Origin of the sequence: Dasania sp. GY-MA-18 (assembly GCF_024734385.1) — a bacterium.
GTDB lineage: Bacteria > Pseudomonadota > Gammaproteobacteria > Pseudomonadales > Dasaniaceae > Dasania > Dasania phycosphaerae.
The window spans coordinates 121,279-143,138 of the sequence record NZ_JANHAP010000011.1 but is presented as its reverse complement, the minus strand read 5'-3'; the positions used below and the strand labels follow the sequence as shown (position 1 = coordinate 143,138).

Sequence of the window (21,860 nt, the reverse complement as noted above, 5' to 3'; positions counted from 1 at the left end):
GATAGCTCCTAGTCGCTAGTACAAGCTTTTAGAGACTAGAGACTAGAGACTAGAGACTAGAGACTAGAGACTAGAGACTAGAGACTGCTTCTAATGCCGCCAAAACGCCGGGGTTAGCAATACCAATAAAGTAAACACTTCCAAACGCCCCAACAACATAGAAAAGCTTAAAATCCACTGCTCTGGCTCCGAGGCCGAGCTGAAATTAGCCGCGGTATCCCCTAGCCCTGGGCCCAAGTTATTCAGTGTAGCCACCACCGAAGAGTAAGCGGTGGTCTGATCCATGCCGCACATCATCAAGGCCATCATAATGCTGATAAAGGCGAATACGTAAACCGCAAAAAAACTCCACACTGCACTAATAACTTTGGCCTCTACCCGCCTGCGCCCTACTTTTAAAGGCATAACGGCATTGGGGTGTATTAGCTGGTGTAGCTCGCGTATGCCCTGTTTCATAATCAGCATTACCCGTACCGCCTTCATACCACCACCGGTAGAGCCGGCGCAGCCGCCCATAAATGACAGCATAATTAAAAAGAAGGGGATAAAACTGGGCCAAGCAGCAAAGGGCTCGGTGGTGAAACCGGTAGTTGTTGCTATAGAAATGGTTTGGAAAATACCGTGCAGCAGGGCATCGTTAATACCGTAGTGCTCGTGGTAATACAAAAAACTGCACACGATGATACAGCCAAATAATAATACCCCCGCGTAAAAAGAGGATTCAGAGTCGCGAAAATAATGGCTAATGCTGCGGTTGCGCCAGGCATAAAAATGCAGGGCAAAGTTAATACCCGCTACCAACATATAAAAGCTACAAATCAGCATAATAGCGGTGCTATCAAAATAACCTATGCTGTCGTCGTGAGTAGAAAAGCCCCCTATAGCCACCGTAGAAAAGGCATGGCAGATGGCATCAAAGGACGACATCCCCGCCAGCCAATAGGCCAAAGCACAGCTGAGGGTGAGCATCACATAAACTATAAACAGCGCTTTCGCGGTTTCGGTAATACGGGGCGTGAGCTTGCTGTCTTTAACCGGGCCGGGGGTTTCGGCGCGGTATAGCTGCATACCCCCTATGCCCAGCATAGGTAATATAGCAACGGCGATAACGATAATACCTATGCCGCCAAACCACTGTAGCTGCTGGCGGTAAAATAAAATGGAATGCGGCAGTTCATCTAAGTGGGTCATCACCGTGGCACCGGTGGTGGTCAGCCCCGATACCGATTCAAACACCGCTTCACTAATCACTAAGTCAGTATTACTGTTAAGAATAAACGGCAGTGACCCAAACAGGCCTAGTACTGTCCAGAACAAGGCAGTAATTAAAAAGCCGTCGCGGGTGCGCAACTCCCCTCTTCGTTTATACACCGGTAGCCACATTAACAAGCCGCAGCCAAAGGTCACTAAAAAAGCCCAGATAAAACCTTTGTGGGCGCCATCCTCAAACCAAAAACTCACCAGCAAGGGGCTGAGTTGAGTTAGGCTGAACAGCATTAATAAAATGCCTAAAATGCGTAGTATTAATAAAATATGCATTAGAAAAAGCTAAAGCCCACTTGAAATAAACGCTCTACATGTTTGATTTTTGATTTATCCACTAGGAATAAAATCACGTGGTCGTCAGTTTTTACCACGATATTGCGGTGGGCAATTAATACCTCATCGTTGCGCACTATTGCCCCTATGCTGACCCCCTTGGGTAGGTTAATTTCATCCAAACGCTTGCCTACCACCTTAGAGGAGCGTTCATCACCATGGGCAATAAGCTCTATGGCTTCGGCTACACCGCGGCGTAAAGAGTGCACACTGGAAATATCACCGCGGCGTATATGGGTCAGCAAGCTGCCCATAGTGATTTGCTGCGGCGAGATGGCGATGTCTATATCACCGCCCTGCATTAAGTCTACATAGGCGGTGTTGGTGATCAGGGTAATGACTTTTCTCGCGCCCATACGTTTAGCTAATAGCGAGGCCATAATATTGGCATCATCGTCATTAGTAAGCGCACAGAAAATATCGATCTCGTCTATATTCTCGGAGGCTAGCAAATCATCATCGGAGGCGCTGCCGTGTAAAACTATGGCGTGGTTAAGGGTTTCTGAAAGGTGACGGCAGCGTTTATAGTCGCGCTCTATCACCTTCACCTTGTAGTTTTTCTCTATGGACTGGGCCAGGCGCAGGCCTATATTGCCACCGCCGGCTATCATGATGCGTTTGTAATTGCGGTCTACATTACGCAGCTCGCTGAGCACCGGTAAAATATTCTTCTTCGCGGCTATATAAAATACCTCATCACCTGCCTCTATGACCGTGGTCGCCTTGGGCGTGATGGCGTGATCTTTGCGGAAGATAGCTGCCACCCTAGTGTCTATGTGGGGCATGTGGCGGCGTATTTCTTGTAACTCGTTGCCCACCAAGGGGCCATCGCTATAGGCCTTAACAGCTACCAGTTGGGCCATACCCTTGGCAAAATCTAATACCTGCAAGGTGCCGGGGTACTCGATCAGCCGCTCTATATAGTGAGTGACTAATAACTCCGGGCTAATAATAAAATCTATGGGGATAAGCTTATTGCAAAATAATTCGGGATGATCGTGGTAAGCGGTGGAGCGTATGCGGGCAATTTTTTTAGGGGTGCGAAACAGGGCGTAGGCAATTTGGCAGGCTGCCATATTGATTTCATCGGAGCTAGTGACGGCAATTAACATATCAGCGTCATCGGCCCCGGCTCGTCGCAGCACATCGGGGTGCGAGGCATGGCCAGCCACTACCCCTATATCCAATCGATCTTGTAATTCATTAAGCCGGTCGGCATTGGCATCAACCAAGGAGATGTCGTTATTTTCATCAGCTAAGTGAGCTGCCAGTGTGCCACCGACCTGACCGGCACCGAGAATAATTATTTTCATTGGCTTATGTATTAAGTTGTAGGGTATTGGTAAGCGTTGTTATGGCTCTTTTTGTGTATCAGGCTGGTTGTTGAATTAGCAGTGCCTGTAGTAAAAAGAGCAGGTTTAATACACTCAATTTATAACAAGCAATTGTATGCCTTAATATTGGAAAGTGTTAGGGAAGATAGCGGGAATATTTACGCTTTGCGCAGTAATGCGTAATAAAATCCATCGTGGCCATCATTTTGCGGAAATAATTGTCGGCCATAGCTGCGTGCCAAGCCCCATTGCGCATCTATGGGGCAGTGCTCAACATCGCTTTGCTGTTGGCAAAAGGCCGCTACCACCTGTTCGTTCTCGTCGGGCAAGATTGAGCAAGTGGCATACAGCAGCAAGCCACCGGGCTTTAAGGTGGGCCATAGCGCGCTGAGGATCTGTAGTTGTAGCTTGGCTAATTGGGCTATGTCTTCGGGGCGTCTATGGGCTTTGATGTCAGGGTTGCGGCGTATTACGCCGGTGGCGGAACAAGGGGCATCCAATAATATGCGATCAAAGCCTTGGCCGTCCCACCACCCATCGACCTGTGTGGCATCACTGCATTTTAGTTCGGCTTGCAGTTGTAAGCGCTGCAGGTTTTCGCTAACCCGCAGTAAGCGTTGTTGGTCTATGTCTACGGCCAACATGTGAGCCAGTTCAGGTTGAGCCTCTAACATATGGCAGGTTTTACCGCCCGGGGCACTGCACATATCCAGTACTCGCTGGCCGGGCTGCAAATCTAATAGCCCTACCCCTAGCTGCGGCGCTTCATCTTGTACGCTCACCCAGCCTTCAGCAAAGTGTGGCAGTTGTTGTACCGCTGTCGCCTGTTGTAAACGTATGCCTACCGGTGAATGGTCACAGGCTGTAGCGGCAATATCGGCGCTGCTTAATAGTTGCAGGTAATCTTGGCGCTGGGTTTTTTGGCTATTGACCCGCAGGCACATGGGCGGATGTTCATTGTTGGCCTGTTGTATGGCTTGGGCTTGCTCGGGCCATGCTTGCTGTATGGCTAAATGTAACCACTGTGGGTGGGCTAGCTGTTGGGCCGGGCTAAGTTGTTGTGCTAAGTCTTCGCTGCGACGCTGCCATTGCCGCAGTACGCCATTAACCAAATTTTTTGCCCAGGGCTTTTTTAAGGCGCGGGTAGCATTAACGGTGGCCGAAACCGCCGCGTGGTCGGGTATACGCATTTCGCTGAGCTGGTACAGGCCCAGCAAAATTAACATATGTATGTCGCCGTCTTTGGCTTTAAAGGGTTTTTGCAGTAGCTGCGCGCTTAGGCCTTCTAGCTTGGGCTGCCAGCGCAGTACGCCATAACACAGCTGCCTAAACAGGGCGCGGTCGCGCTCGCTAACGCGGGCTTCAAACTCGGGGATTTGCTGCGATAGTGAGTTACCTTTAACTACCGAGGCTAAACAGCGGGCAGCCGTGGCGCGGCAATCCTGAGCTTTGCTCATGAGTCACCCAAGACTAGGCCGGGGTAAAACAGATCGGCCTTGGAGTTCATTAGCGCATCTATAGCTAGCGGTTTGCCGCCGGGTAGTTGGATGACATCCAGGCTTAAGCTATTGCTGCCGCAGTTTACGATCAATTGTTTTTTATTCACGCTGCTTAGACTGCCGGCCTCACCATCTTGCCCAGCTATAACAGAGGCCTGCCAAATTTTTAGGCGCTCGCCATTAAGCGTGGTATAGCTCACCGGAAAGGGATTAAAGGCGCGGATTTTGCGGGCGATTTGCTCGGCATCCAGCTGCCAGTCTATTAGCATGTCGGCCTTATCCATTTTGCTGGCGTAGTTGCTAAGGCTGTCGTCCTGTGGCTCGGGCTGGGCGCTGTTGTTGGCCAGTTGCTCTACGGCGCTGAGCAGTGCGGGCTGGCCCACGGCGATGAGTTTGTCGTGCAGGCTGCCACCAGTGTCTTGCTCGCTAATGGGGCAGGTAGCTTTTAGCAACATATCGCCGGTATCCAGGCCTACATCCATTTGCATAATGGTGACGCCGGTTTCGCTATCACCCGCCTCTATGGCTCTTTGTATAGGCGCAGCACCGCGCCAGCGTGGCAGCAGCGAGGCATGTACATTAATGCAACCTAAGCGCGGGCTGTCTAATACGGCCTTGGGTAGCAATAGGCCGTAGGCGACTACCACCATCAAGTCGGCATTAAGCTGAGCCAGTTGTTGCTGGGCGTCGCTGTCTTTTAGGCTTAACGGTTGATAAACCGGTATCTCATGCGCCAGTGCCAGTGCTTTAACCGGGCTGGGCTTGAGTTTTTTACCGCGGCCCGCGGGCCGGTCGGGTTGGCTATACACCGCAATAATATCGTGTTGCTTACTATCCAGCAGGGCTTGCAGATGGCTGGCGGCAAAATCGGGGGTACCCGCAAAAATCAGTTTTAGGCGTTGGCTCATGGTGTCCCTAGGTGTGGTGCAGGGTTGGACGGCGATGCTTAGGCGCGTTTTTTGTGTTCTTTTTCCAGCTTTTTGCGTATGCGCTGGCGCTTAAGGCTAGATAAATAATCGACAAACAGTTTGCCATCCAAGTGGTCTATCTCATGCTGTATGCACACCGCTAATAGGCCGTTGGGTTCTAGCTCAAAGGGCTGGCCATTGCGGTCCAAGGCTTTTACCTTGATATGCTCGGGGCGGGTAACGGTTTCATAAAAGCCGGGTATGGACAAACAACCTTCGTCATAATCAAACAGCTTGTCGTCTAACACCGTGACTTCGGGGTTGATAAAGACTAGCGGTTCATTTTGCTCTTCGCTGGTGTCTATCACCACTATGCGCTCGTGCACATCTACTTGCGAAGCCGCTAAACCCACGCCGGGGGCGGCGTACATGGTTTCAAACATGTCGTCGATCAGCTGGCGAGTGGCATCAGTGACCTGCGCTACTGGCTTGGCGATAGTGCGCAGTTTAGGGTCTGGAAATTCGAGAATGTTTAATATAGCCATGATAGATTGTGACAAACTTCTAGTAAAAAAGTAAAAACAGCTGCTAAGATTATGATCAGCAAGTAAATAATGATGTTGAGATTAGTACTAAATTGACCTACTGATCAGGTTTTAGCTGCTATAGTATACAGGTTGCTAATAATAATTGCCCATAGTGCTGGGGTATCGAATGGCTTTAATAGCAGCTTATTCGGTGGCTGAGGCTACAAAAGGCATGTTCCAAGAAAGGATTAATGTTATGAAAAAATCGATATTGGGAACCGTCCTAATGTTGGTTCTGTCGCTAGTATCGGTGCCCAGCCTTGCAGCGGGCGATACCTTGGCTTTAAAAGCAGATCATCCCCAGACCTATGTAGTTAAAAAAGGCGATACACTGTGGCATATATCAGGCCTGTTTTTAAAAGACCCTTGGTTGTGGCCTAAAATTTGGCATGTTAATCCACAAGTGGATAACCCCCATCTTATTTACCCCGGCGACGAGCTCAACCTAGTTTATATTAATGGCCAGCCCAAGCTGGTGGTTAAGCGCAACCGCGATGTTAAGCTCACCCCCTCGGTACGTGTTTCTGATTTAGATAAGGCCATCCCTGCGATTCCTATGGATGCGGTGGCTCCTTTCTTATCTAACAGCCGGGTATTGACTACAGCCACCCTAGACGACGCCCCCTATGTGCTAGCCGGTAAAGCGGGCCATATAATTTCGGGTGCTGGCGATGAGTTGTATGCTCGCGGCCAATTTGATGAAAAGCAAAAAGCCTATGGCATATTCCGCAAAGGTGATGCCTACGTAGACCCTGATAGCGGTGAAATATTAGGTATACAAGCCTTCTCGGTAGCGGGTGCTAAGCTGATTGCGCAAGATAAAAGCGTGGCTACGCTGGCGCTAAACGCTACCTCGGAAGAAGTACGTCGTGGCGACCGCTTGCTGCCCGACGAAGACAGAGACTTGTTTGCCAACTTCCACCCCAGTGCTCCCGCAGATGAAATTGCCGGTTACATCATTGCCGTAGAAGGTGGTGTTTCGCAAATAGGCTCTATGGATGTAGTGGTTATCAACAAAGGCAGTCGTGAAAATGTAGAAGTAGGCCAAATTATGGCTATCTACCGCCAGGGCGAGCTGGTACGTGACCAAATATCAAAAGATGTGGTGAAAGTGCCCGACACCCGCGCCGGCTTATTAATGGTATTTAGAACCTTTGAGAAAGTAAGCTACGCTCTGGTGTTAAAAGCCACGCAAGTGCTATCAGTGAACGATAAAATTAAAAACCCCTAAGTTTTGATAGGGAAAACATAAGCCACAACAAGCTGTTGTGGCTTTTTTGTTAAAGGCTAGCGCAAGATTTAACAAGAAACGGTTTAAGGATAAACCATGTCGAAACAGCAAACATTTCCCGATGGCTTAATAGCCCTTGCCTTACATCAAGCCAGTTTTAGCGATAAACAACTACGAGCATTATTATTGGCTGTTGGCTCCTTGGAGCAAGCCCTAGCATTAAGCCCTGCGGATTTGGCCAGTGACAGCTTATTGGCCGTAGGCCTCAGCATTGACCAGCAGGCTGAGCTCAGCCAGATTGGCCAGCAACTATCACAAGCTTATGAGCTAAGCAGCCTGTTGGCACAGCAATGGCAGTATTGCCTAGAGCACAATATAGGCATACTCACCCTGCACCACCCCGCCTACCCGGCGCTGCTAAAACAAACCTACGACCCACCTCCCATACTTTATTACCGCGGCAATATCGCGCTACTCAACAGCCCACAGCTAGCTATGGTGGGCAGCCGTCGCAGTAGCCAGCAGGGCAATAAAAACGCCGCCGCCTTTGCCAAAACTTTTGCCAGTGCGGGCTTTACGATTACCAGCGGCATGGCTCTGGGTATAGACACCGCCAGTCATCAAGGGGCTTTGGCGGCAGCTGGCAATACCATTGCCGTACTGGGCACGGGTATAGATGTGATCTACCCCAAGCGCAATCAGGCTTTGTACCAAGCTATAACTGAGCAAGGTTTAATTATTTCGGAGCTGCCATTAGGCAGTGAGGCTCTCAAGGGTCACTTTCCACGCCGCAACCGAATTATCAGCGGTATGAGCTTGGGCGTGCTGGTGGTAGAGGCCAGCTTGCAAAGCGGCTCGTTGATTACCGCCCAGTGTGCAATCGAGCAAGGCCGCGAGGTGTTTGCCATCCCCGGCTCCATACATAACCACGCCAGCCGCGGCTGCCATGCACTCATACGGCAGGGCGCCAAACTGGTGGAAACCGTAGAGCATGTCATGGAAGAACTGGGTGCTTGGCTGCCCAGCTCAGCGCAACCGCAGCAGCAAGCCCTGAGCCTAGACATTAGCCCGCAACAGCAGCAACTACTGGATCAGCTAGGGTTCGAGCCCCTAGCCGTAGACCTGCTACAACAACGTATTAATCTACCCATGACCGAACTGATGGCCAGCCTGGTGCAGTTAGAATTAGACGGGTTGGTGGAAAATGTGGCGGGTTGTTATCAGAGGGTTGTCTGACGACAAGCGACAAGCGACAAGCGACAAGCGACAAGCGACAAGCGACAAGCGACAAGCGACAAGCGACAAGCGACAAGCGACAAGCGACAAGCGACAAGCGACAAGCGACAAGCGACAAGCGACAAGCGACAAAATTATTGGTGAAGGTTTATCAAAGTCAATGTTTTTCTTATAGCTTGAAGCTTACCGCTTGCAGCCGCCCCAAAGGGGCGGCCCCACTTGCATTCGCCCTCTAACTTGGGTAGTTTCGCGCTTTCTTTGCACTAAGGTCGTTCCGTGTCCTATACCCAGACTATACAAACAGCGGTTGATGTATTACATCGCGGCGGTGTGGTGGCCTACCCTACCGAGGCAGTGTGGGGGGTGGGTTGTGATCCTTTTAACTCCCAGGCCGTAGAGCGCTTGTTACAGCTTAAGCAGCGCGACCCCGCTAAGGGCCTGATTTTGGTGGCGGCTGCTATAGAGCAACTGGAACCTTTCTTAACAGGCCTATCTAAACAACATTGCCAAACCTTAAACCAGTACTGGCCCGGCCCTTATACCTTTTTAGTGCCCGCCAATAAGCAGGTGCCAGATTTGATTAAAGGCCAGCATAGCTCGGTGGCGTTAAGAGTTAGTGCTCACCCACTGGTGGCGGAGCTATGCCGCGCTTTCGGTGGCCCTATAGTTTCCAGCTCAGCCAATATAGCGGGTCAGCCGGCGCCTACAGAGGCTAAGCAGGTACAGAGCCAATTGGGTGACGGCCTGGATTATTTATTGCCGGGGCAGGTAGGCGATGCCAGCCGCCCCTCTGAAATTCGAGATTTACTTAGCGGCAAGGTATTACGCCAAGGCTAAGGCCAGCGCAGGAAACACTATGAACCCAGTCGATATTAATGCCGTCAAAAGCTACTTGTTAGGGCTGCAGGAAAGCATCTGCCAAAGCCTGGAGGCGCTGGACGGCGGTGCCCATTTTGTAGAGGACAGCTGGCAGCGCGAGCTGGGTACTGGCCGCTCTCGAGTCATCACCAATGGCCGGGTGTTTGAAAAAGGTGGGGTTAACTTCTCCCATGTGCAGGGCAGCAAAATGCCCGCCTCGGCCACCGCCAGCCGCCCGGAATTAGCAGGCCGCAGTTATCAGGCTATGGGGGTGTCGCTGGTGATGCACCCCAACAACCCTTTAGTGCCCACCAGCCATGCCAATGTGCGTTTTTTTATCGCCGAAAAAGAAGGCGAAGAGCCAGTGTGGTGGTTTGGCGGCGGCTATGATTTAACCCCCTATTACGGTTTTGATGAAGACTGCCAGCACTGGCACCAAACCGCCAAGGCAGCCTGCCAGCCCTTTGGTGAACAGCTGTACCCCAAATATAAAAAGTGGTGCGATGATTACTTTTACCTGCCTCATCGCGATGAACAGCGCGGCGTGGGTGGTTTATTTTTTGACGATTTAAACGATGGCGATTTTGAGCACAGCTTTGCCTTTATGCAGGCGGTGGGCAACTCCTATGTGGCGGCCTACCAGCCCATCGTTGAGCGCCGCCAAGACAGCCCCTACAACGAACAGCAGCGCGAGTTTCAACTTTATCGCCGTGGCCGCTATGTAGAATTTAACCTAGTCTACGATCGTGGCACCATCTTTGGCTTACAAAGCGGTGGCCGCACCGAATCAATATTGATGTCATTACCCCCGCTAGTGCGCTGGGAGTATCAATGGCAAGCTGAACCCGGCAGCCCCGAAGAGCAGCTAACCCACAAATACCTGCGCCCACACGATTGGGCCTAATCGTTTTAAACCATTAGTAGAGTTTATGGATATCACTGATAAGTACGCCGTATACGGCAACCCCATTAAGCACAGCAAGTCACCGCAAATACATAAACTGTTTGCCGAGCAAACCGGCGAGCACATGGTGTACCGCAGCCACCAAGTGGAGCTGGGTAAATTTGCCGATGCAGCACAAAGTTTTTTTGATAATGGCGGCAAAGGTTTAAACATCACCCTGCCCTTTAAATTAGATGCCTATGAATTTGCCGGCCAGCTTAGCGACAGAGCGCGCTTAGCCGGCGCAGTAAACACCTTGGCACTGCAAGGCGATGGCAAAATTTACGGCGACAACACCGACGGTGCCGGTATGGTGCGCGACATGCAGCACAACTTGGGTTGGCAAATAGAAGGCAAGCGTATTTTATTATTAGGCGCTGGTGGCGCGGTGCGCGGGGTAATAGAACCCATAGCCAAACAAAACCCCTCGCTAATCGTGGTGGCCAACCGCACTGTGGGCAAAGCACAAAAACTAGCCCACGATTTTGCTGAATACGGCGACATACGTGGTTGTAGTTATGAGGCCCTGCACGGCAATCAATTCGATATTATTATCAACGGCACCAGCGCCAGCCTGGCCGGTGAGCTACCGCCCCTAGAAACCAACTTGCTCAGCGACGAAGCCTGTTGCTATGACATGATGTACGGCGCCGAGCCCACACCCTTTATGCGCTGGTCCGCCGAAAACATGGCCTGGGCCGTGGCCGATGGTTTGGGTATGTTAGTGGAACAAGCCGCGGAGTCGTTTTGTATTTGGCGCGGGGTAAGGCCTAAAACACGAGAAGTAATAGATGCCATGCGGGCGCAGTTGGAGGGCTAACAGTTTGTAGTCGCTAGGGGGGTCTCTATTAGGCGCTGAATCTTGTTCAGTACAGCCAGTGTCTTGGCTAGGGCTAGCTGCTAATCTGTGTATTCCCCTTTTAAATCCACATAATCCGCCGCCGTGCGTTTAAACAGCTCCCGCTCAGCGTCACTCAACGGGCGGATTTTTTTGGCGGGGGTGCCCAGGTATAGGTAGCCGCTTTCCAGCCGCTTGCCTTGGGTGACCATGCTACCCGCCCCTACCAGTACTTCATCTTCTATCACCGCGCCGTCTAAAATAATGGCGCCCATGCCGACTAAAACATTGTTGCCTATGGTACAGCCGTGCAGCATCACCTTGTGGCCTATGCTGACGTTGTTGCCCAAAATGGTGGGGTAGCCGTCGGGCTTGCTGGGGCGTGAGCGTGACAGGTGGATGACGCTGCCGTCTTGTATATTGCAGCGCTCGCCTATGCGGCAGTGGTTAACATCGCCGCGTATCACGGTCAGCGGCCACACCGAGCTGTCTTTGCCTATGTGTACGTCGCCTATCACCACAGCACTTTGGTCTATGTACACGCCTTCGGCTAAAACGGGGTGTATATCTTTGTAGGGGCGTATATTGCTCATGGCTGGCCTATGTAGGATGGATTAAAGGTTGGCTTTGTTTAAGCGGCCCAGTTTAGCAGCCATTAAACTGCTCACATAGAGGTGCTCGGCGGTTTCAGCCACGCCGGTGGTGACTGGGTAGCTGCCGGAGGGATCTTGCAGGTTGTATAAAACCTCACCCTCCCCAGAGATAGCTAACACATGGCCATAGGCTACGGCCTGGGGGCGCATAAAGGCGGGCAACCTTTGCACCACGCTGCGCAGCCAGGGCTGGTCGGCCAATTTATCCAGCAGTGCATTGCGCGGCGAGGCCAGCCCCAGCCAAAAACGCCCGTCTAAACCGGCCGCGATATTGTCGGGGAAGCCGGGCAGGTTCGCTATCAACACCTCGGTACTGCCCTGCTTAGGGCCCTGTAGCCAGTGCTTAAGCACTCGGTAGTGACCGGTTTCATTGATTAAAACAAATTGCTCATTGGGGTCTAGTGCTACGCCATTGGCAAAGTTAAAGCCACCGGCCAGCTCAATAGTGCTTTGCTCGGCAGGGTTATACTTTAGCAGGCGGCCGTGGCCACCGTGCTCCATTAAGTCCAATAGGCTGGCGAGGTAAGTACCGCCGTGGGCAAGAGCCGAAAACTTGCTAGAGGCATCGCTAAAAAAGATGCGGCCATCGCGGGCCACCGCCACATCATTAGCATAGGCTATGGCTTTACCGGCGGCGTGGGTGCTGAGCACGGTAATGGTTTTATTGGGGGTGATGGCCAGCAGGCCGCGGTAGGCATCGGCTACAATCAAACGACCCTGCGGATCAAAGGCTAAACCCAGCGGCCGCCCCTGGGTGTTGACCCAGCGCAGTGCTTGCTGCCCCTGCGGGTTTAAACGCACTATCCAGCCGCTGTGGGTAGAGGCATAAATATAGCCGTCTGGCCCTATGGTCACAGCCTCTGGCCTTTGCTCTCCCGCTATGGCCAGCAGCTCTAGCTTAGCCAGTTGCTGGTTGCTGCGGTAAGCGCCGCGGTAGCCGGGTGCTGTTGGTGCTTGCCAAGCCTTAGGCTCTATAGCCACAGGCCAAGTCAGCAAATATAAAATGAGGGCAAAAACAATAAGGGCTAGCAACTTGAACATGGCTTGGGTTGGCGAGTAAGGAATTTGCCCCTATGGTAAATCAAGCGGCTGGCGTAGAATAGCGGCCTTAGTAACAGCAATAAATGAGAGTTAACCGTGTCCCAGAATACATCTGCCCACCATGCCCTATTAGCGCAAGCCGCCCTGCCTAATTTTGCTGATTTTGCCGTCGAGCTTATAGAGCCTGCTCTAGATGAGTTGCTAAGCCGCAATCGCAAAAAGATTGCTCAATTGCTGGCCAGTTTTGAGCAGCAAGCGCCAACTTGGCAAACGCTGGTGCTACCTATGGAAGAGTGGGGCGATGAGATAAATAATTTTTGGTCGCCGGTTAGCCATTTAAACGGCGTGAAAAACTCCGATGCGCTGCGCGATGTGTATAACGCCTGCCTGCCTAAGCTCACCGAGTACGGCACCGAGCTGGGGCAAAACCAGGACTTGTTTAAAGCCTATCAGCAGCTGGCCAATAGCGAGCATTTTAAAACTCTAAATACAGCCCAGCAAAAAGTTATTAATAATGAGCTGCGCGATTTTAAACTGTCGGGCATAGCCTTAGAGGGCGCCGACAAGCAGCGCTTTGTTGAACTCAAACAGCGTTTGGCCGAACTGGGCACCCAATTTTCAAACAATGTTTTAGATGCCACCCACGGTTGGTATAAACATATTACTGATGTGCAAGAGCTTAGCGGCGTACCTGAAACCGCCTTGGCCATGTATCAACAATTGGCGCAACAAAAACAGCTAACAGGCTATGTGATCAGCTTAGACATACCCGCCTACTTGCCCGCCATGCAATACGCCGACAATGCCGCGCTGCGCGAAGAACTGTATCGCGCCTACAATACCCGCGCCTCTGAATTGGGCATGGCCTTAAACGGCGATGGCAAGCAGTGGGATAACAGCGCCTTAATCGAGGAAACGCTAGCATTGCGGCAAGAGCTAGCGCAGCTATTAGGTTTTAATAACTATGCCGAACGCTCACTGGCCACTAAAATGGCCGAAAGCTGCGAGCAGGTGTTAGGCTTTTTAAATGACTTGGCCGAGCACTCTTTTAAAATTGCACAACAGGATTTTGCCGAGCTAGAGGCCTATGCCCAGCAGCAAGGCGCGGCGCAGGTTAATGCCTGGGATGTAGCCTACTACAGCGAAAAACTACGTCTAGCCAAATACGATTTATCACAAGAGCAACTGCGCCCCTACTTCCCCGCCGATAAAGTGATAGCCGGCATGTTTGCCACGGTTAAGCGCTTATTCGCCATAGATATAGAAGAACAAAAAACGTTTGATAGCTGGCACGGGGATGCGCGTTTATTTAGCATTAAAAAAGATGGCCAGCTTATTGCCCAATTTTATTTAGATATTTTTGCCCGCCAACATAAACGTGGCGGCGCGTGGATGGCCGATTGCCGGGTACGCAGAATTAAACAAAACGGCGAGCTGCAATTACCGGTAGCATTTTTAACCTGCAATTTCAGCCAACCCACTGCCGATACCCCTTCGTTATTAACCCACAACGAAGTTACCACTCTATTCCACGAATTTGGCCACGGCCTGCATCATATGCTTACCCAAATTGATTGCGCCAGTGTGTCGGGTATTAATGGCGTGGCTTGGGATGCGGTAGAGCTACCCAGCCAATTTTTAGAAAACTGGTGTTGGGAAAAAGAAGCCATAGCGATTATCTCTGGCCATTATCAAACCGGCGAAACCCTACCCGATGAATTGTTAGAAAAAATGCTAGCGGCTAGAAATTTTCAATCCGGTATGCAGATGATGCGGCAAATAGAGTTTTCACTATTTGATTTTAGCCTGCATATGCAAACGGATAATAACCTGTCGGTACAAGAACTATTGAACCAGGTGCGCGAAAAAACATCCGTGTACCCCACCCCCGAATTCAATCGCTTTCAAAACAGCTTTAGCCATATTTTTGCCGGTGGTTATGCGGCGGGTTACTACAGCTATAAATGGGCAGAGGTATTATCCGCCGATGCTTTTTCGCGTTTTGAAGAAGAAGGTATTTTTAATGCCGAAACCGGTAGGTCATTTTTAGAAAACATACTGACCATGGGCGGCTCTAAAGAACCCATGGAATTATTTGAGGCCTTTCGCGGCCGCAAGCCAACTACCGCCGCCCTGCTGCGACACAGCGGCATAGCAGCCTAGCTTGTCGCACCGGCCACGAGCCGGTAGCCAGTGGTATATAGTTTTATTTTTATACGAAGCTTACCTATACGTAGAATGGCGAAAAAGTAACGACGAAGCACCCTGATTCCCCTTAGGAGTCGCCGAGCAACGGAGAAAAATAACGGTACGAAGTAGCGAGGACTGTTTGAGTACAAAAACGATTGAGTATCGTTTTTGTGCGAGTTCCGCAGCGGCCGTTATTTTGATTCAAAAACACTAGGGCGTTTTTTCACCCTGGGGGGCGATCTAAAGGTTGTCCAAATTGCTATGCAATTTGTGGGCAAGCAAAAGCACATAAGCGCTTTTTGCGTTGAACGACCTTTAGGTCGGGCCGTAGGCCGAGCGAAGCGAGTCAAGTAACTCGCTCAGCAGAGCGAAATAAATGCTGAAATGTACTCCGATAATTGAAAGTAGAGTAAAAATGACAGAAAAAACCATAAAACGCTTTATTGCTGGTGCCGTTTGCCCCCGCTGTGCCGAGATGGATAAATTAGTCATGTTCCGCAATGAACAAAACCAACAAGTGCGCGAATGCGTGCGCTGTGGCTACAGTGATGTGATGAACGAAAATGGCCAGGCGGAAGAGATATCCACCCGTGTTAATCAGCCCCGGGTAGGTGAAAAACCTTTAGCCCATGAGGATGAAGTGTCGGTAGTGAATATTATGGACCCCAAAAAGAAACACTAAGCCAGTAAGCATTAATGATAAAGACTGCTTATTTAACCCAAGCCATAAATATTTTTTTAACCGGCTTTGGTCAAATTATGTTGCAAGAAAACCGCCTAACAGGTTTGTTTTTTTTGGCTGGAATTTTAGTTAATTCCGTAACGCAGTTTTTAACAGCGGTTAGCGCCTCGCTGATTGCGCTGTTAACGGCTTACAGCTGTGGTTTTAGTCGCCAACACATTGCTAAAGGCTGGTATGGATTTAACGGCGCTTTAGTGGGCTTGGCGGTTGCCAGTTTTTTTCCGCTGTCGTGGCTGGCGGTAATTTTGTTGCTAGCAGGCAGTATTTTATCAAGCTTATTAATGCGTTTGATGCTAACCAGTAAAGCACTGCCACCCTATACCTCCCCTTTTGTATTAACAATTTGGCTGCTGTTAATAGGCGCGCATTTTTTTGCGGCTCCCTTAGTAGAGGCTAGGGCCAAGGCCAGCGAGCTGGTGGTTTACGAGGCTATTTTTAGGGGCCTAGCCCAGGTGATGTTTCAGGATCATGTGCTAACCGGTGTGTTGTTTGCATTGGGCATAGTGTGTAGTTCTCGCTTATTGGCCGTGTGGGGCCTGCTGGCGGCAATGCTGGGGGTGATGTTGGCCATGTTATTGGGTTTATCAGAGCAATTAACCGGTGCCGGTGTTTATGGCTATAACGCTGTATTAGCTGCTATCGCCTTGGCAGGCAATTATAAAAAAAGCGTGGTATTACCGTTGCTAGGTGCCGTTATAGCTTTTGCTATTACCCTGCTATTCCAAACCATGGCAGCACCCGCTTTAACCGCGCCCTTTATTTTGGCAGTGTGGCTGGTGCTGACTGGCAAAAATATTGTTGATAGGTTTTTTCATTTACCTACAGTGGTGTAAAGGCAGCAGACTATTATTTACTAGGGCCAAGAAAGGTGCTGATTTTTTGGACGCTAATAGTGGGGTCTTGCACCGAGCGCACCGTAATCGTAAACCGGTTGCTGGTTTTTTGTAATTCGTCCTTAGGTAATTGTATACGCATGGCCTGTTGATATACGCCGCCCGCTTCTATGCTTATGCGCTGCGGCCCTTTAAGGCGGTAGTTTAGCTCACCGTTAATGCTAATTAAAAAAGTTTGCCTGTCCTGACCCTTATGATGAACCTTAAGGCTATATCGATTTTCTATATTGTTACCGACTACCGTATAAAGTGTGGGGCCTCTATCGCGTGTAATCGTCAGGCTTAGGGGTACCCGCGAAACTATGGTATGGGTTAATAAGGCTATGGTGATAATAAAGGTCATTAAATAGCCCGCTAATCTCGGTCGCCATAGTTTTTTTATTCCTGTTGTCGAGGCGCGCTGGCTGCTAAAACTGATCAACCCTTTGTCGTAAGCCATTTTTTCCATCACGCTATCACAGGCGTCTATGCACAGGCCGCAGTCTATACACTCAGACTGTAGGCCGTTGCGTATGTCTATATCTACCGGGCACACTTGCACACACCAGCTGCAATCTATGCAGTCACCTAAGCCCTGTGCTTGGTAGTTGCTGCCAGCTTTACGGGGGCCACGATTTTCACCGCGGGCTTGATCATAAGTGACTAGCAAGGTGTCCTGGTCGTACATCACCGATTGAAAACGAGCATAGGGGCACATGTATTTGCAGACCTGATCTCGCAACCAGCCGGCATTGAGGTAGGTGAGCACAGTAAATAACAGCACCCAAAAACAGGCTTCTAAGGTAGCGGCAAAGTGACTTAGGTCTATAAGCAAGGCTTTGATGCCATAAAAATAACCGACAAAGCTAAGGCCGGTGGCCAGCGACAGCATTAGCCACAGGCTGTGTTTATAAGTTTTGCGCGCCAGCTTGCTAAGCGTCCACGGCTGTTGGTCTAGCTTAATACGCTGGTTGCGGCTGCCCTCGCTGTGCTCTTCCAGCCACATAAAAATCATGGTCCATACGGTTTGTGGGCAAGTGAATCCACACCATGCGCGACCCACCACCACCGTAGAGGCAAATAAAGCAAAAGCGGCCAGCATGAGTAATAGCATCAGCAGATAGCCATCTTGGGGAGTAAAGGTCGCCCATAGAATGTGAAACTGTTGCGCCGAGAGGTCGAACAACATGGCCGGGCGTTGATCTATAGAAAGCCAAGGTAATAAAAAATACGCCAGCAGCAGAGGTACGCATAGGTATTGCCGTAACCGCTGGTAATAGCCCTTAATTTGGCGGGTATAAATCTTTTGATAAGGCTGATAGAGATCTATATAGGCACTGCCTTGTGGGCTAGGCGTTATCGTTTTAGACGAGGGCTGAGCTGGGGGCATAGCTGAGGGCATAAAAAGGCACCACGGTTTGTAAAGCTGGGCTATCAGGGCATAGCCAATACAGAAAGTGGCGCTAGTCTAGGTGGGGGATGCTATTGGGTACAGATTCAAAAAAACTTATATGTTAAGGTACAGGTATGCGGGCTAAGCCTTTGTCCCCATCATTTTTTTTGGCACTGTACCCCTATGGCTAAACACACAGACGCTTATCTTTATCAACAAGTTGAGGCCCAGTTGCGTGAGCAAATCAACAGTGGCCAACGGGCGGTGGGTGAACGCCTGCCCTCAGTGCGGGAATACTGCCGGCAGCATAAACTCTCTAAATCCACGGTGCTAACCGCCTATAGTCGCTTGGAGGCCGAAGGCCTAATCGCGGCGCGGCCTAGGTCGGGGTATTTTGTCTGTGCCTCAGCAGCCAGTGATGCGGCCGGTTTAAGTACACCAGCCTTAAGCCAGCCCTCAATAACACCAAGCCCGGTGTCTGCCGATCAATTACTGTTAGATATTATGGTTAAAGGGGCGGCTTTTGATTTACTGCCCGATCAGCCCAATGAGTTGGCGAATGAGCAATTGCGTCGCTGTTTAGCTAGGGCCCAGCGGCGGCAGTCTGCCCTAGAGCAAGATTACTATGATGAGCCTATGGGCCTGTGGTCTTTGCGCTCCCAACTGGCACAGCGCATGGCTATGGCGGGAGCGAAAGTTTCCGGCCAGGACTTGGTAGTCACGGCTGGCTGCCAGCACGCGCTATTATTAGCCTTGATGGCCACCACCTCGCCGGGTGATATAGTCGCCATAGAGTCACCGGGGTTTTACGGGGCTTTTCAATTATTAGAGGCCTTAGGCCTGCAGGCTCTGGAGTTACCCAGCTCGGTAGAAGAAGGTATTAGCCCCGATGCTTTAGAGATGGCTTTACAACATTGGCCGGTAAAAGCCTTAATCGTCTCGCCCTGCTATGCCACCCCAACCGGGGCTTGCATGCCAGAAAAAAATAAACAGCGAATTTTGGCGTTGAGCATCGCCCAGGGTATTGCCATTATTGAGGATGATATTTACGGCGACCTTTATTTTGGCTCACTGCGGCCGCGCAGTATTTACTCCTATGATGACAGTGGCTCGGTATTGCTGTGCTCTTCTTTTTCTAAATCCCTGTCCAGAGATTTACGCCTAGGTTGGATAGCCCCTGGCAAGTATCTAGCAGCGGTTAAAAGACTCAAACTAGTCACCGCCTTGGCCAGCAGCCAAACCCTGCAGCAGGGGCTTAGTGATTATATTCAGGAAGGTGGCTTGGAGCGCCATTTACGAGCCAAGCGTCAGCAATATCAACAGCAGTATAGGCAGCTGCTACAGTTAATCGCCCAGCATTTACCTATGGCACAGAGCTGTAGTCATCCGCAAGGAGGCTTAGCACTTTGGTTAGAGTTGCCGCCCTCAGTGTGTACGGTGTCGCTGTATGCGCAAGCACGCAAAGCGGGCGTGATTATTACCCCGGGGCGTTTGTTTACGGCCCAGCAACGCTATCAGCATTTTTTGCGTATTAGCTTTGCTCACCCATGGACCAAGGCACGCACTAAGGCATTACAGCAATTGGGTAAATTTATCGCCAGCGAAGCTGAGCAAAAATGTTAGGTGGACGGTGATTAGCGGTCACTAAACTCTAAACCTATAGTCAAATTATCCGTTAAACAGGGCCATTGCTCGCGCTCTTGTTGCCAGTTATCGGCTTTGTGTTGTTTGGCATAAGTGGTAAAAGCCACGCTAGCGTATAAATGCTCATTCACCATGGCTTTTTGCACGGTGTAATCTACCGCCTCATCTAATTCGTTAGCAAAGGGCTCGCCTATTAAACTGTGGATAATTAAATTCGACACTGTCATGTCCATGGGAATAAGGGGTATGCCAGCCTTAACCATAAAGCGGTCGTTCACCTCTTCGATTAGCCTGTGAGCTAAGTAGGCCTCATCCATCAGCTCATCTAAACCCACATGGCCGGCAACAATTTCGGGCGGCTTTAAAAAAAAGTCTTCGGCGACTTTAAAATAAGGCTCAGCGTATTGGGCTATATTGGCCTGTTTAGTAATGGCTCTGGCGGCTTCTAAAAATTGCGGTGCATGTTCTATGTAGGCGGTTACAAACTCCAATAAGCTTTGCTCGGGATTTTGTTTTGGCAGCTTGATGGCCAAGTGCACATTGTTATCACATTTTGCGGCTAACAGCTTTGCTAAGTGGCCGGTTTTCGCTTCATGGGCTTTAGCCATGGCGATGGTTTCGTGTATAGCGTTAATGCTCACGCGCCCTCCTCTATGGCTAATGGGAAATAAAAACGAACGGTTGCTGTGCTCATCACTAAGGCTAGTACAAAACCTTAGCCTAGCTAGCAAAAAGTGTTAGTGAAATAACAAACTTTTTTATTTAGTGCGGCAAGTACCAATATCGACGTTTGTTATAACGGATAAAAAATGCAGCCAAACCCAGCCCCCGGGCTAAGTTAAAAGCAGCAAAGGCAAACCACAGGCCGTGGTTGCCCCAGTGTTGAGTCAGAGCCCAACAAGGCAAATAAACCACCAGGCTGGCCAGTAGCATGGTGTATTGCATGGCTTGGGATTGTGAGGCACCGATAAAAATACCATCCAAGCAGTAGCTGGCAACGGCTAGCAGCGGCAGCGCTATAACCCAAGGCAGATAAAGCTTAGCGGTATTAACCACATCACTTAGCGAGCTAAATAGTGGCAGCAAGTGCTCACCCAACAGCCAAAAGGTGAGGCTAAATAATAGCGCCGATAAGCCAGCCCAGTAGCCGCAGGCCCAGCAGCTGGCAATAAACCGGCGATGATTTTTTTTACCTATGGCATCACCTACCAAGGCCTCGGTGGCATGGGCAAAGCCATCCATGCCATAGGACGATAACATCACCAGCTGCATTAAGATGGCGTTGGCCGCCAAAACAATTGCGCCTTGTTGCGCGCCCTGGGCAGTAAAAAAAGCAAGGCTGGCTAATAGTGCTAGGGTACGCACAAACAGATGGCGATTAACGGTTAACAGCTGTTGGTAGTGCTGCCAACTTAACAATGCGGGCCACTGCAAGCTGCCCGACATGGGAGCAAGCTGTCGCTTGAGTACATAAAGGGCTATGCCACAGCCTAGGTATTCTGCAATTAAGGTGGCCCAGGCGGCACCATCGCTGTTCATTTTTAAACCAACTATAAACCACAGGTCTAATACGATATTGATAATATTGGTGAACAGCATAATCAACAGCGGCCAGCGGGTCTGTTGATGGCCGATTAACCAGCCAACGATGGCATAGTTAACCAGCACGGCGGGGGCACTAAAAATACGGATTTGGCAGTAGCTCAAGGCCAGCGCTTGGGCATTGGCGGGAGCCTCGACTAAAGTCAGCCCCAGTTGTAACAGCCAAGGGCTGGTGATTAATAACACTGCGCCTATGCTTGCCCCCATAATCATACTTTGGGCGACAAGTTGACGACTGGCTTGGCCATTATTGGCGCCATAAGCCTGGGCGGCAAAACCGGTAGTCCCCATGCGTAAAAAACCAAAGCCCCAATATAAAAACGATAATACGCTGCTGCCTACGGCAACAGCGGCTAAATAATGAGCAGAATCCAAGTGCCCCAGTATCGCGGTATCCACTAATCCCAATAAGGGAACAGAAAGATTGGAAATAATCATGGGCCAGGCTAAAGCCCATATCTTGTGGTTTAGTGTTTTGTGGTAGGGCATATCTGTCTGTTTTTAAGCCTGTTTGAATAAAAAATTATCGCTTTGTCTGCACTTTAATCAGATTTCTGCTAGGTTTGACTTGGCCTATGCCAAAAAAGCTCGTTATAATCGCGACGTTTTGTCGCATTTCGGTTACTCGTGGAGCTAAGCTTCCACCGGTTTCTACAGTGGTTTTTTAGTCGTCCAATAACAACAATAAGA

General features: G+C 50.3%; 19 protein-coding genes. 9 read left to right on the top strand and 10 right to left on the bottom strand.

The window, feature by feature from the left end; translation table 11 throughout:
* Positions 1-90: 90 nt before the first annotated feature.
* From NO559_RS13885 to def, 5 genes are all read right to left on the bottom strand, one after another.
* On the bottom strand, positions 91-1,539 hold the full coding sequence (locus NO559_RS13885) for a TrkH family potassium uptake protein (protein ID WP_258332466.1): 1,449 nt from the start codon (positions 1,537-1,539) through the stop codon (positions 91-93).
* Positions 1,539-2,912 carry a Trk system potassium transporter TrkA gene (gene trkA / locus NO559_RS13880; RefSeq protein ID WP_258332465.1) on the bottom strand — a complete coding sequence of 458 codons (1,374 nt, stop codon included), beginning with the start codon at positions 2,910-2,912 and terminating at the stop codon, positions 1,539-1,541. The genes NO559_RS13885 and trkA overlap by 1 nt, the downstream gene beginning before the upstream one ends.
* Positions 2,913-3,091: 179 nt before the next feature.
* On the bottom strand, positions 3,092-4,390 hold the full coding sequence (gene rsmB, locus NO559_RS13875) for a 16S rRNA (cytosine(967)-C(5))-methyltransferase RsmB (RefSeq protein ID WP_258332464.1): 1,299 nt from the start codon (positions 4,388-4,390) through the stop codon (positions 3,092-3,094).
* Positions 4,387-5,340, bottom strand: a complete 954-nt coding sequence (fmt, locus tag NO559_RS13870; protein ID WP_258332463.1) for a methionyl-tRNA formyltransferase — start codon at positions 5,338-5,340, stop codon at positions 4,387-4,389. Before fmt ends, rsmB begins: the two co-directional genes overlap by 4 nt.
* A gap of 38 nt (positions 5,341-5,378) precedes the next feature.
* Positions 5,379-5,885, bottom strand: coding sequence for a peptide deformylase (def, locus tag NO559_RS13865; protein WP_258332462.1), 507 nt, complete (start codon positions 5,883-5,885; stop codon positions 5,379-5,381).
* 238 nt (positions 5,886-6,123) lie between these two features.
* Between def and NO559_RS13860 the strand changes: the two genes are divergently transcribed.
* The 5 genes from NO559_RS13860 to aroE all read left to right on the top strand — a co-directional run bounded on the left by NO559_RS13860 (position 6,124) and on the right by aroE (position 11,015).
* Entirely contained in the window at positions 6,124-7,158 is a 1,035-nt protein-coding gene (locus NO559_RS13860; RefSeq protein WP_258332461.1) for a LysM peptidoglycan-binding domain-containing protein, read from the top strand.
* A gap of 96 nt (positions 7,159-7,254) precedes the next feature.
* Positions 7,255-8,394, top strand: a complete 1,140-nt coding sequence (gene dprA / locus NO559_RS13855) for a DNA-processing protein DprA (protein WP_258332460.1) — start codon at positions 7,255-7,257, stop codon at positions 8,392-8,394.
* A gap of 276 nt (positions 8,395-8,670) precedes the next feature.
* A complete protein-coding gene (locus NO559_RS13850; protein WP_258332459.1) occupies positions 8,671-9,231 on the top strand; it encodes an L-threonylcarbamoyladenylate synthase in 561 nt (186 codons plus the stop codon).
* Positions 9,232-9,250: 19 nt separating this feature from the next.
* Entirely contained in the window at positions 9,251-10,156 is a 906-nt protein-coding gene (gene hemF, locus NO559_RS13845; protein WP_258332458.1) for an oxygen-dependent coproporphyrinogen oxidase, read from the top strand.
* A gap of 25 nt (positions 10,157-10,181) precedes the next feature.
* Positions 10,182-11,015: a shikimate dehydrogenase gene (aroE, locus tag NO559_RS13840; RefSeq protein ID WP_258332457.1), complete on the top strand. Its 834-nt coding sequence runs from the start codon at positions 10,182-10,184 to the stop codon at positions 11,013-11,015.
* An 80-nt stretch (positions 11,016-11,095) separates the two neighbouring features.
* On the opposite strand, the gene NO559_RS13835 is transcribed toward aroE, so the two are convergent.
* Together NO559_RS13835 and NO559_RS13830 are read right to left on the bottom strand one after the other, a co-directional pair.
* Positions 11,096-11,626, bottom strand: coding sequence for a gamma carbonic anhydrase family protein (locus tag NO559_RS13835; protein ID WP_258332456.1), 531 nt, complete (start codon positions 11,624-11,626; stop codon positions 11,096-11,098).
* A 21-nt stretch (positions 11,627-11,647) separates the two neighbouring features.
* Positions 11,648-12,727: an SMP-30/gluconolactonase/LRE family protein gene (locus NO559_RS13830; protein ID WP_258332455.1), complete on the bottom strand. Its 1,080-nt coding sequence runs from the start codon at positions 12,725-12,727 to the stop codon at positions 11,648-11,650.
* A gap of 96 nt (positions 12,728-12,823) precedes the next feature.
* Between NO559_RS13830 and NO559_RS13825 the strand changes: the two genes are divergently transcribed.
* The 3 genes from NO559_RS13825 to NO559_RS13815 all read left to right on the top strand — a co-directional run bounded on the left by NO559_RS13825 (position 12,824) and on the right by NO559_RS13815 (position 16,492).
* A complete protein-coding gene (locus NO559_RS13825; RefSeq protein ID WP_258332454.1) occupies positions 12,824-14,890 on the top strand; it encodes a M3 family metallopeptidase in 2,067 nt (688 codons plus the stop codon).
* A gap of 442 nt (positions 14,891-15,332) precedes the next feature.
* Positions 15,333-15,599 (top strand): YheV family putative zinc ribbon protein, encoded by a 267-nt coding sequence (locus tag NO559_RS13820; protein ID WP_258332453.1) that lies wholly within the window; start codon positions 15,333-15,335, stop codon positions 15,597-15,599.
* A 14-nt stretch (positions 15,600-15,613) separates the two neighbouring features.
* The gene (locus NO559_RS13815; protein ID WP_258332452.1) at positions 15,614-16,492 is read left to right on the top strand and encodes an urea transporter; all 879 of its coding nucleotides are present in this window, start codon (positions 15,614-15,616) and stop codon (positions 16,490-16,492) included.
* 13 nt (positions 16,493-16,505) lie between these two features.
* On the opposite strand, the gene ccoG is transcribed toward NO559_RS13815, so the two are convergent.
* The gene (ccoG, locus tag NO559_RS13810) at positions 16,506-17,933 is read right to left on the bottom strand and encodes a cytochrome c oxidase accessory protein CcoG (RefSeq protein WP_258332451.1); all 1,428 of its coding nucleotides are present in this window, start codon (positions 17,931-17,933) and stop codon (positions 16,506-16,508) included.
* A gap of 174 nt (positions 17,934-18,107) precedes the next feature.
* Here ccoG and NO559_RS13805 point away from each other — a divergent pair, with 174 nt between their 5' ends.
* A complete protein-coding gene (locus NO559_RS13805) occupies positions 18,108-19,547 on the top strand; it encodes a PLP-dependent aminotransferase family protein (protein ID WP_258332450.1) in 1,440 nt (479 codons plus the stop codon).
* An 11-nt stretch (positions 19,548-19,558) separates the two neighbouring features.
* Here NO559_RS13805 and NO559_RS13800 read toward each other — a convergent pair whose 3' ends face one another.
* Together NO559_RS13800 and NO559_RS13795 are read right to left on the bottom strand one after the other, a co-directional pair.
* Complete coding sequence (locus tag NO559_RS13800) at positions 19,559-20,209, bottom strand: hypothetical protein (protein WP_258332449.1); 651 nt, start codon at positions 20,207-20,209, stop codon at positions 19,559-19,561.
* A gap of 121 nt (positions 20,210-20,330) precedes the next feature.
* Positions 20,331-21,659: an MATE family efflux transporter gene (locus tag NO559_RS13795; RefSeq protein WP_258332448.1), complete on the bottom strand. Its 1,329-nt coding sequence runs from the start codon at positions 21,657-21,659 to the stop codon at positions 20,331-20,333.
* Between the last annotated feature and the right edge of the window lie 201 nt (positions 21,660-21,860).

What these genes read in the sequence shown, in the direction of transcription:
- NO559_RS13885 (WP_258332466.1), bottom strand. Translation starts at nt 1,539, where the DNA reads ATGCATATTTTATTAATACTACGCATTTTAGGCATTTTATTAATGCTG.
- trkA (WP_258332465.1), bottom strand. Translation starts at nt 2,912, where the DNA reads ATGAAAATAATTATTCTCGGTGCCGGTCAGGTCGGTGGCACACTGGCA.
- rsmB (WP_258332464.1), bottom strand. Translation starts at nt 4,390, where the DNA reads ATGAGCAAAGCTCAGGATTGCCGCGCCACGGCTGCCCGCTGTTTAGCC.
- fmt (WP_258332463.1), bottom strand. Translation starts at nt 5,340, where the DNA reads ATGAGCCAACGCCTAAAACTGATTTTTGCGGGTACCCCCGATTTTGCC.
- def (WP_258332462.1), bottom strand. Translation starts at nt 5,885, where the DNA reads ATGGCTATATTAAACATTCTCGAATTTCCAGACCCTAAACTGCGCACT.
- NO559_RS13860 (WP_258332461.1), top strand. Translation starts at nt 6,124, where the DNA reads ATGAAAAAATCGATATTGGGAACCGTCCTAATGTTGGTTCTGTCGCTA.
- dprA (WP_258332460.1), top strand. Translation starts at nt 7,255, where the DNA reads ATGTCGAAACAGCAAACATTTCCCGATGGCTTAATAGCCCTTGCCTTA.
- hemF (WP_258332458.1), top strand. Translation starts at nt 9,251, where the DNA reads ATGAACCCAGTCGATATTAATGCCGTCAAAAGCTACTTGTTAGGGCTG.
- aroE (WP_258332457.1), top strand. Translation starts at nt 10,182, where the DNA reads ATGGATATCACTGATAAGTACGCCGTATACGGCAACCCCATTAAGCAC.
- NO559_RS13835 (WP_258332456.1), bottom strand. Translation starts at nt 11,626, where the DNA reads ATGAGCAATATACGCCCCTACAAAGATATACACCCCGTTTTAGCCGAA.
- NO559_RS13830 (WP_258332455.1), bottom strand. Translation starts at nt 12,727, where the DNA reads ATGTTCAAGTTGCTAGCCCTTATTGTTTTTGCCCTCATTTTATATTTG.
- NO559_RS13820 (WP_258332453.1), top strand. Translation starts at nt 15,333, where the DNA reads ATGACAGAAAAAACCATAAAACGCTTTATTGCTGGTGCCGTTTGCCCC.
- NO559_RS13815 (WP_258332452.1), top strand. Translation starts at nt 15,614, where the DNA reads ATGATAAAGACTGCTTATTTAACCCAAGCCATAAATATTTTTTTAACC.
- ccoG (WP_258332451.1), bottom strand. Translation starts at nt 17,933, where the DNA reads ATGCCCTCAGCTATGCCCCCAGCTCAGCCCTCGTCTAAAACGATAACG.
- NO559_RS13805 (WP_258332450.1), top strand. Translation starts at nt 18,108, where the DNA reads ATGGCTAAACACACAGACGCTTATCTTTATCAACAAGTTGAGGCCCAG.
- NO559_RS13795 (WP_258332448.1), bottom strand. Translation starts at nt 21,659, where the DNA reads ATGCCCTACCACAAAACACTAAACCACAAGATATGGGCTTTAGCCTGG.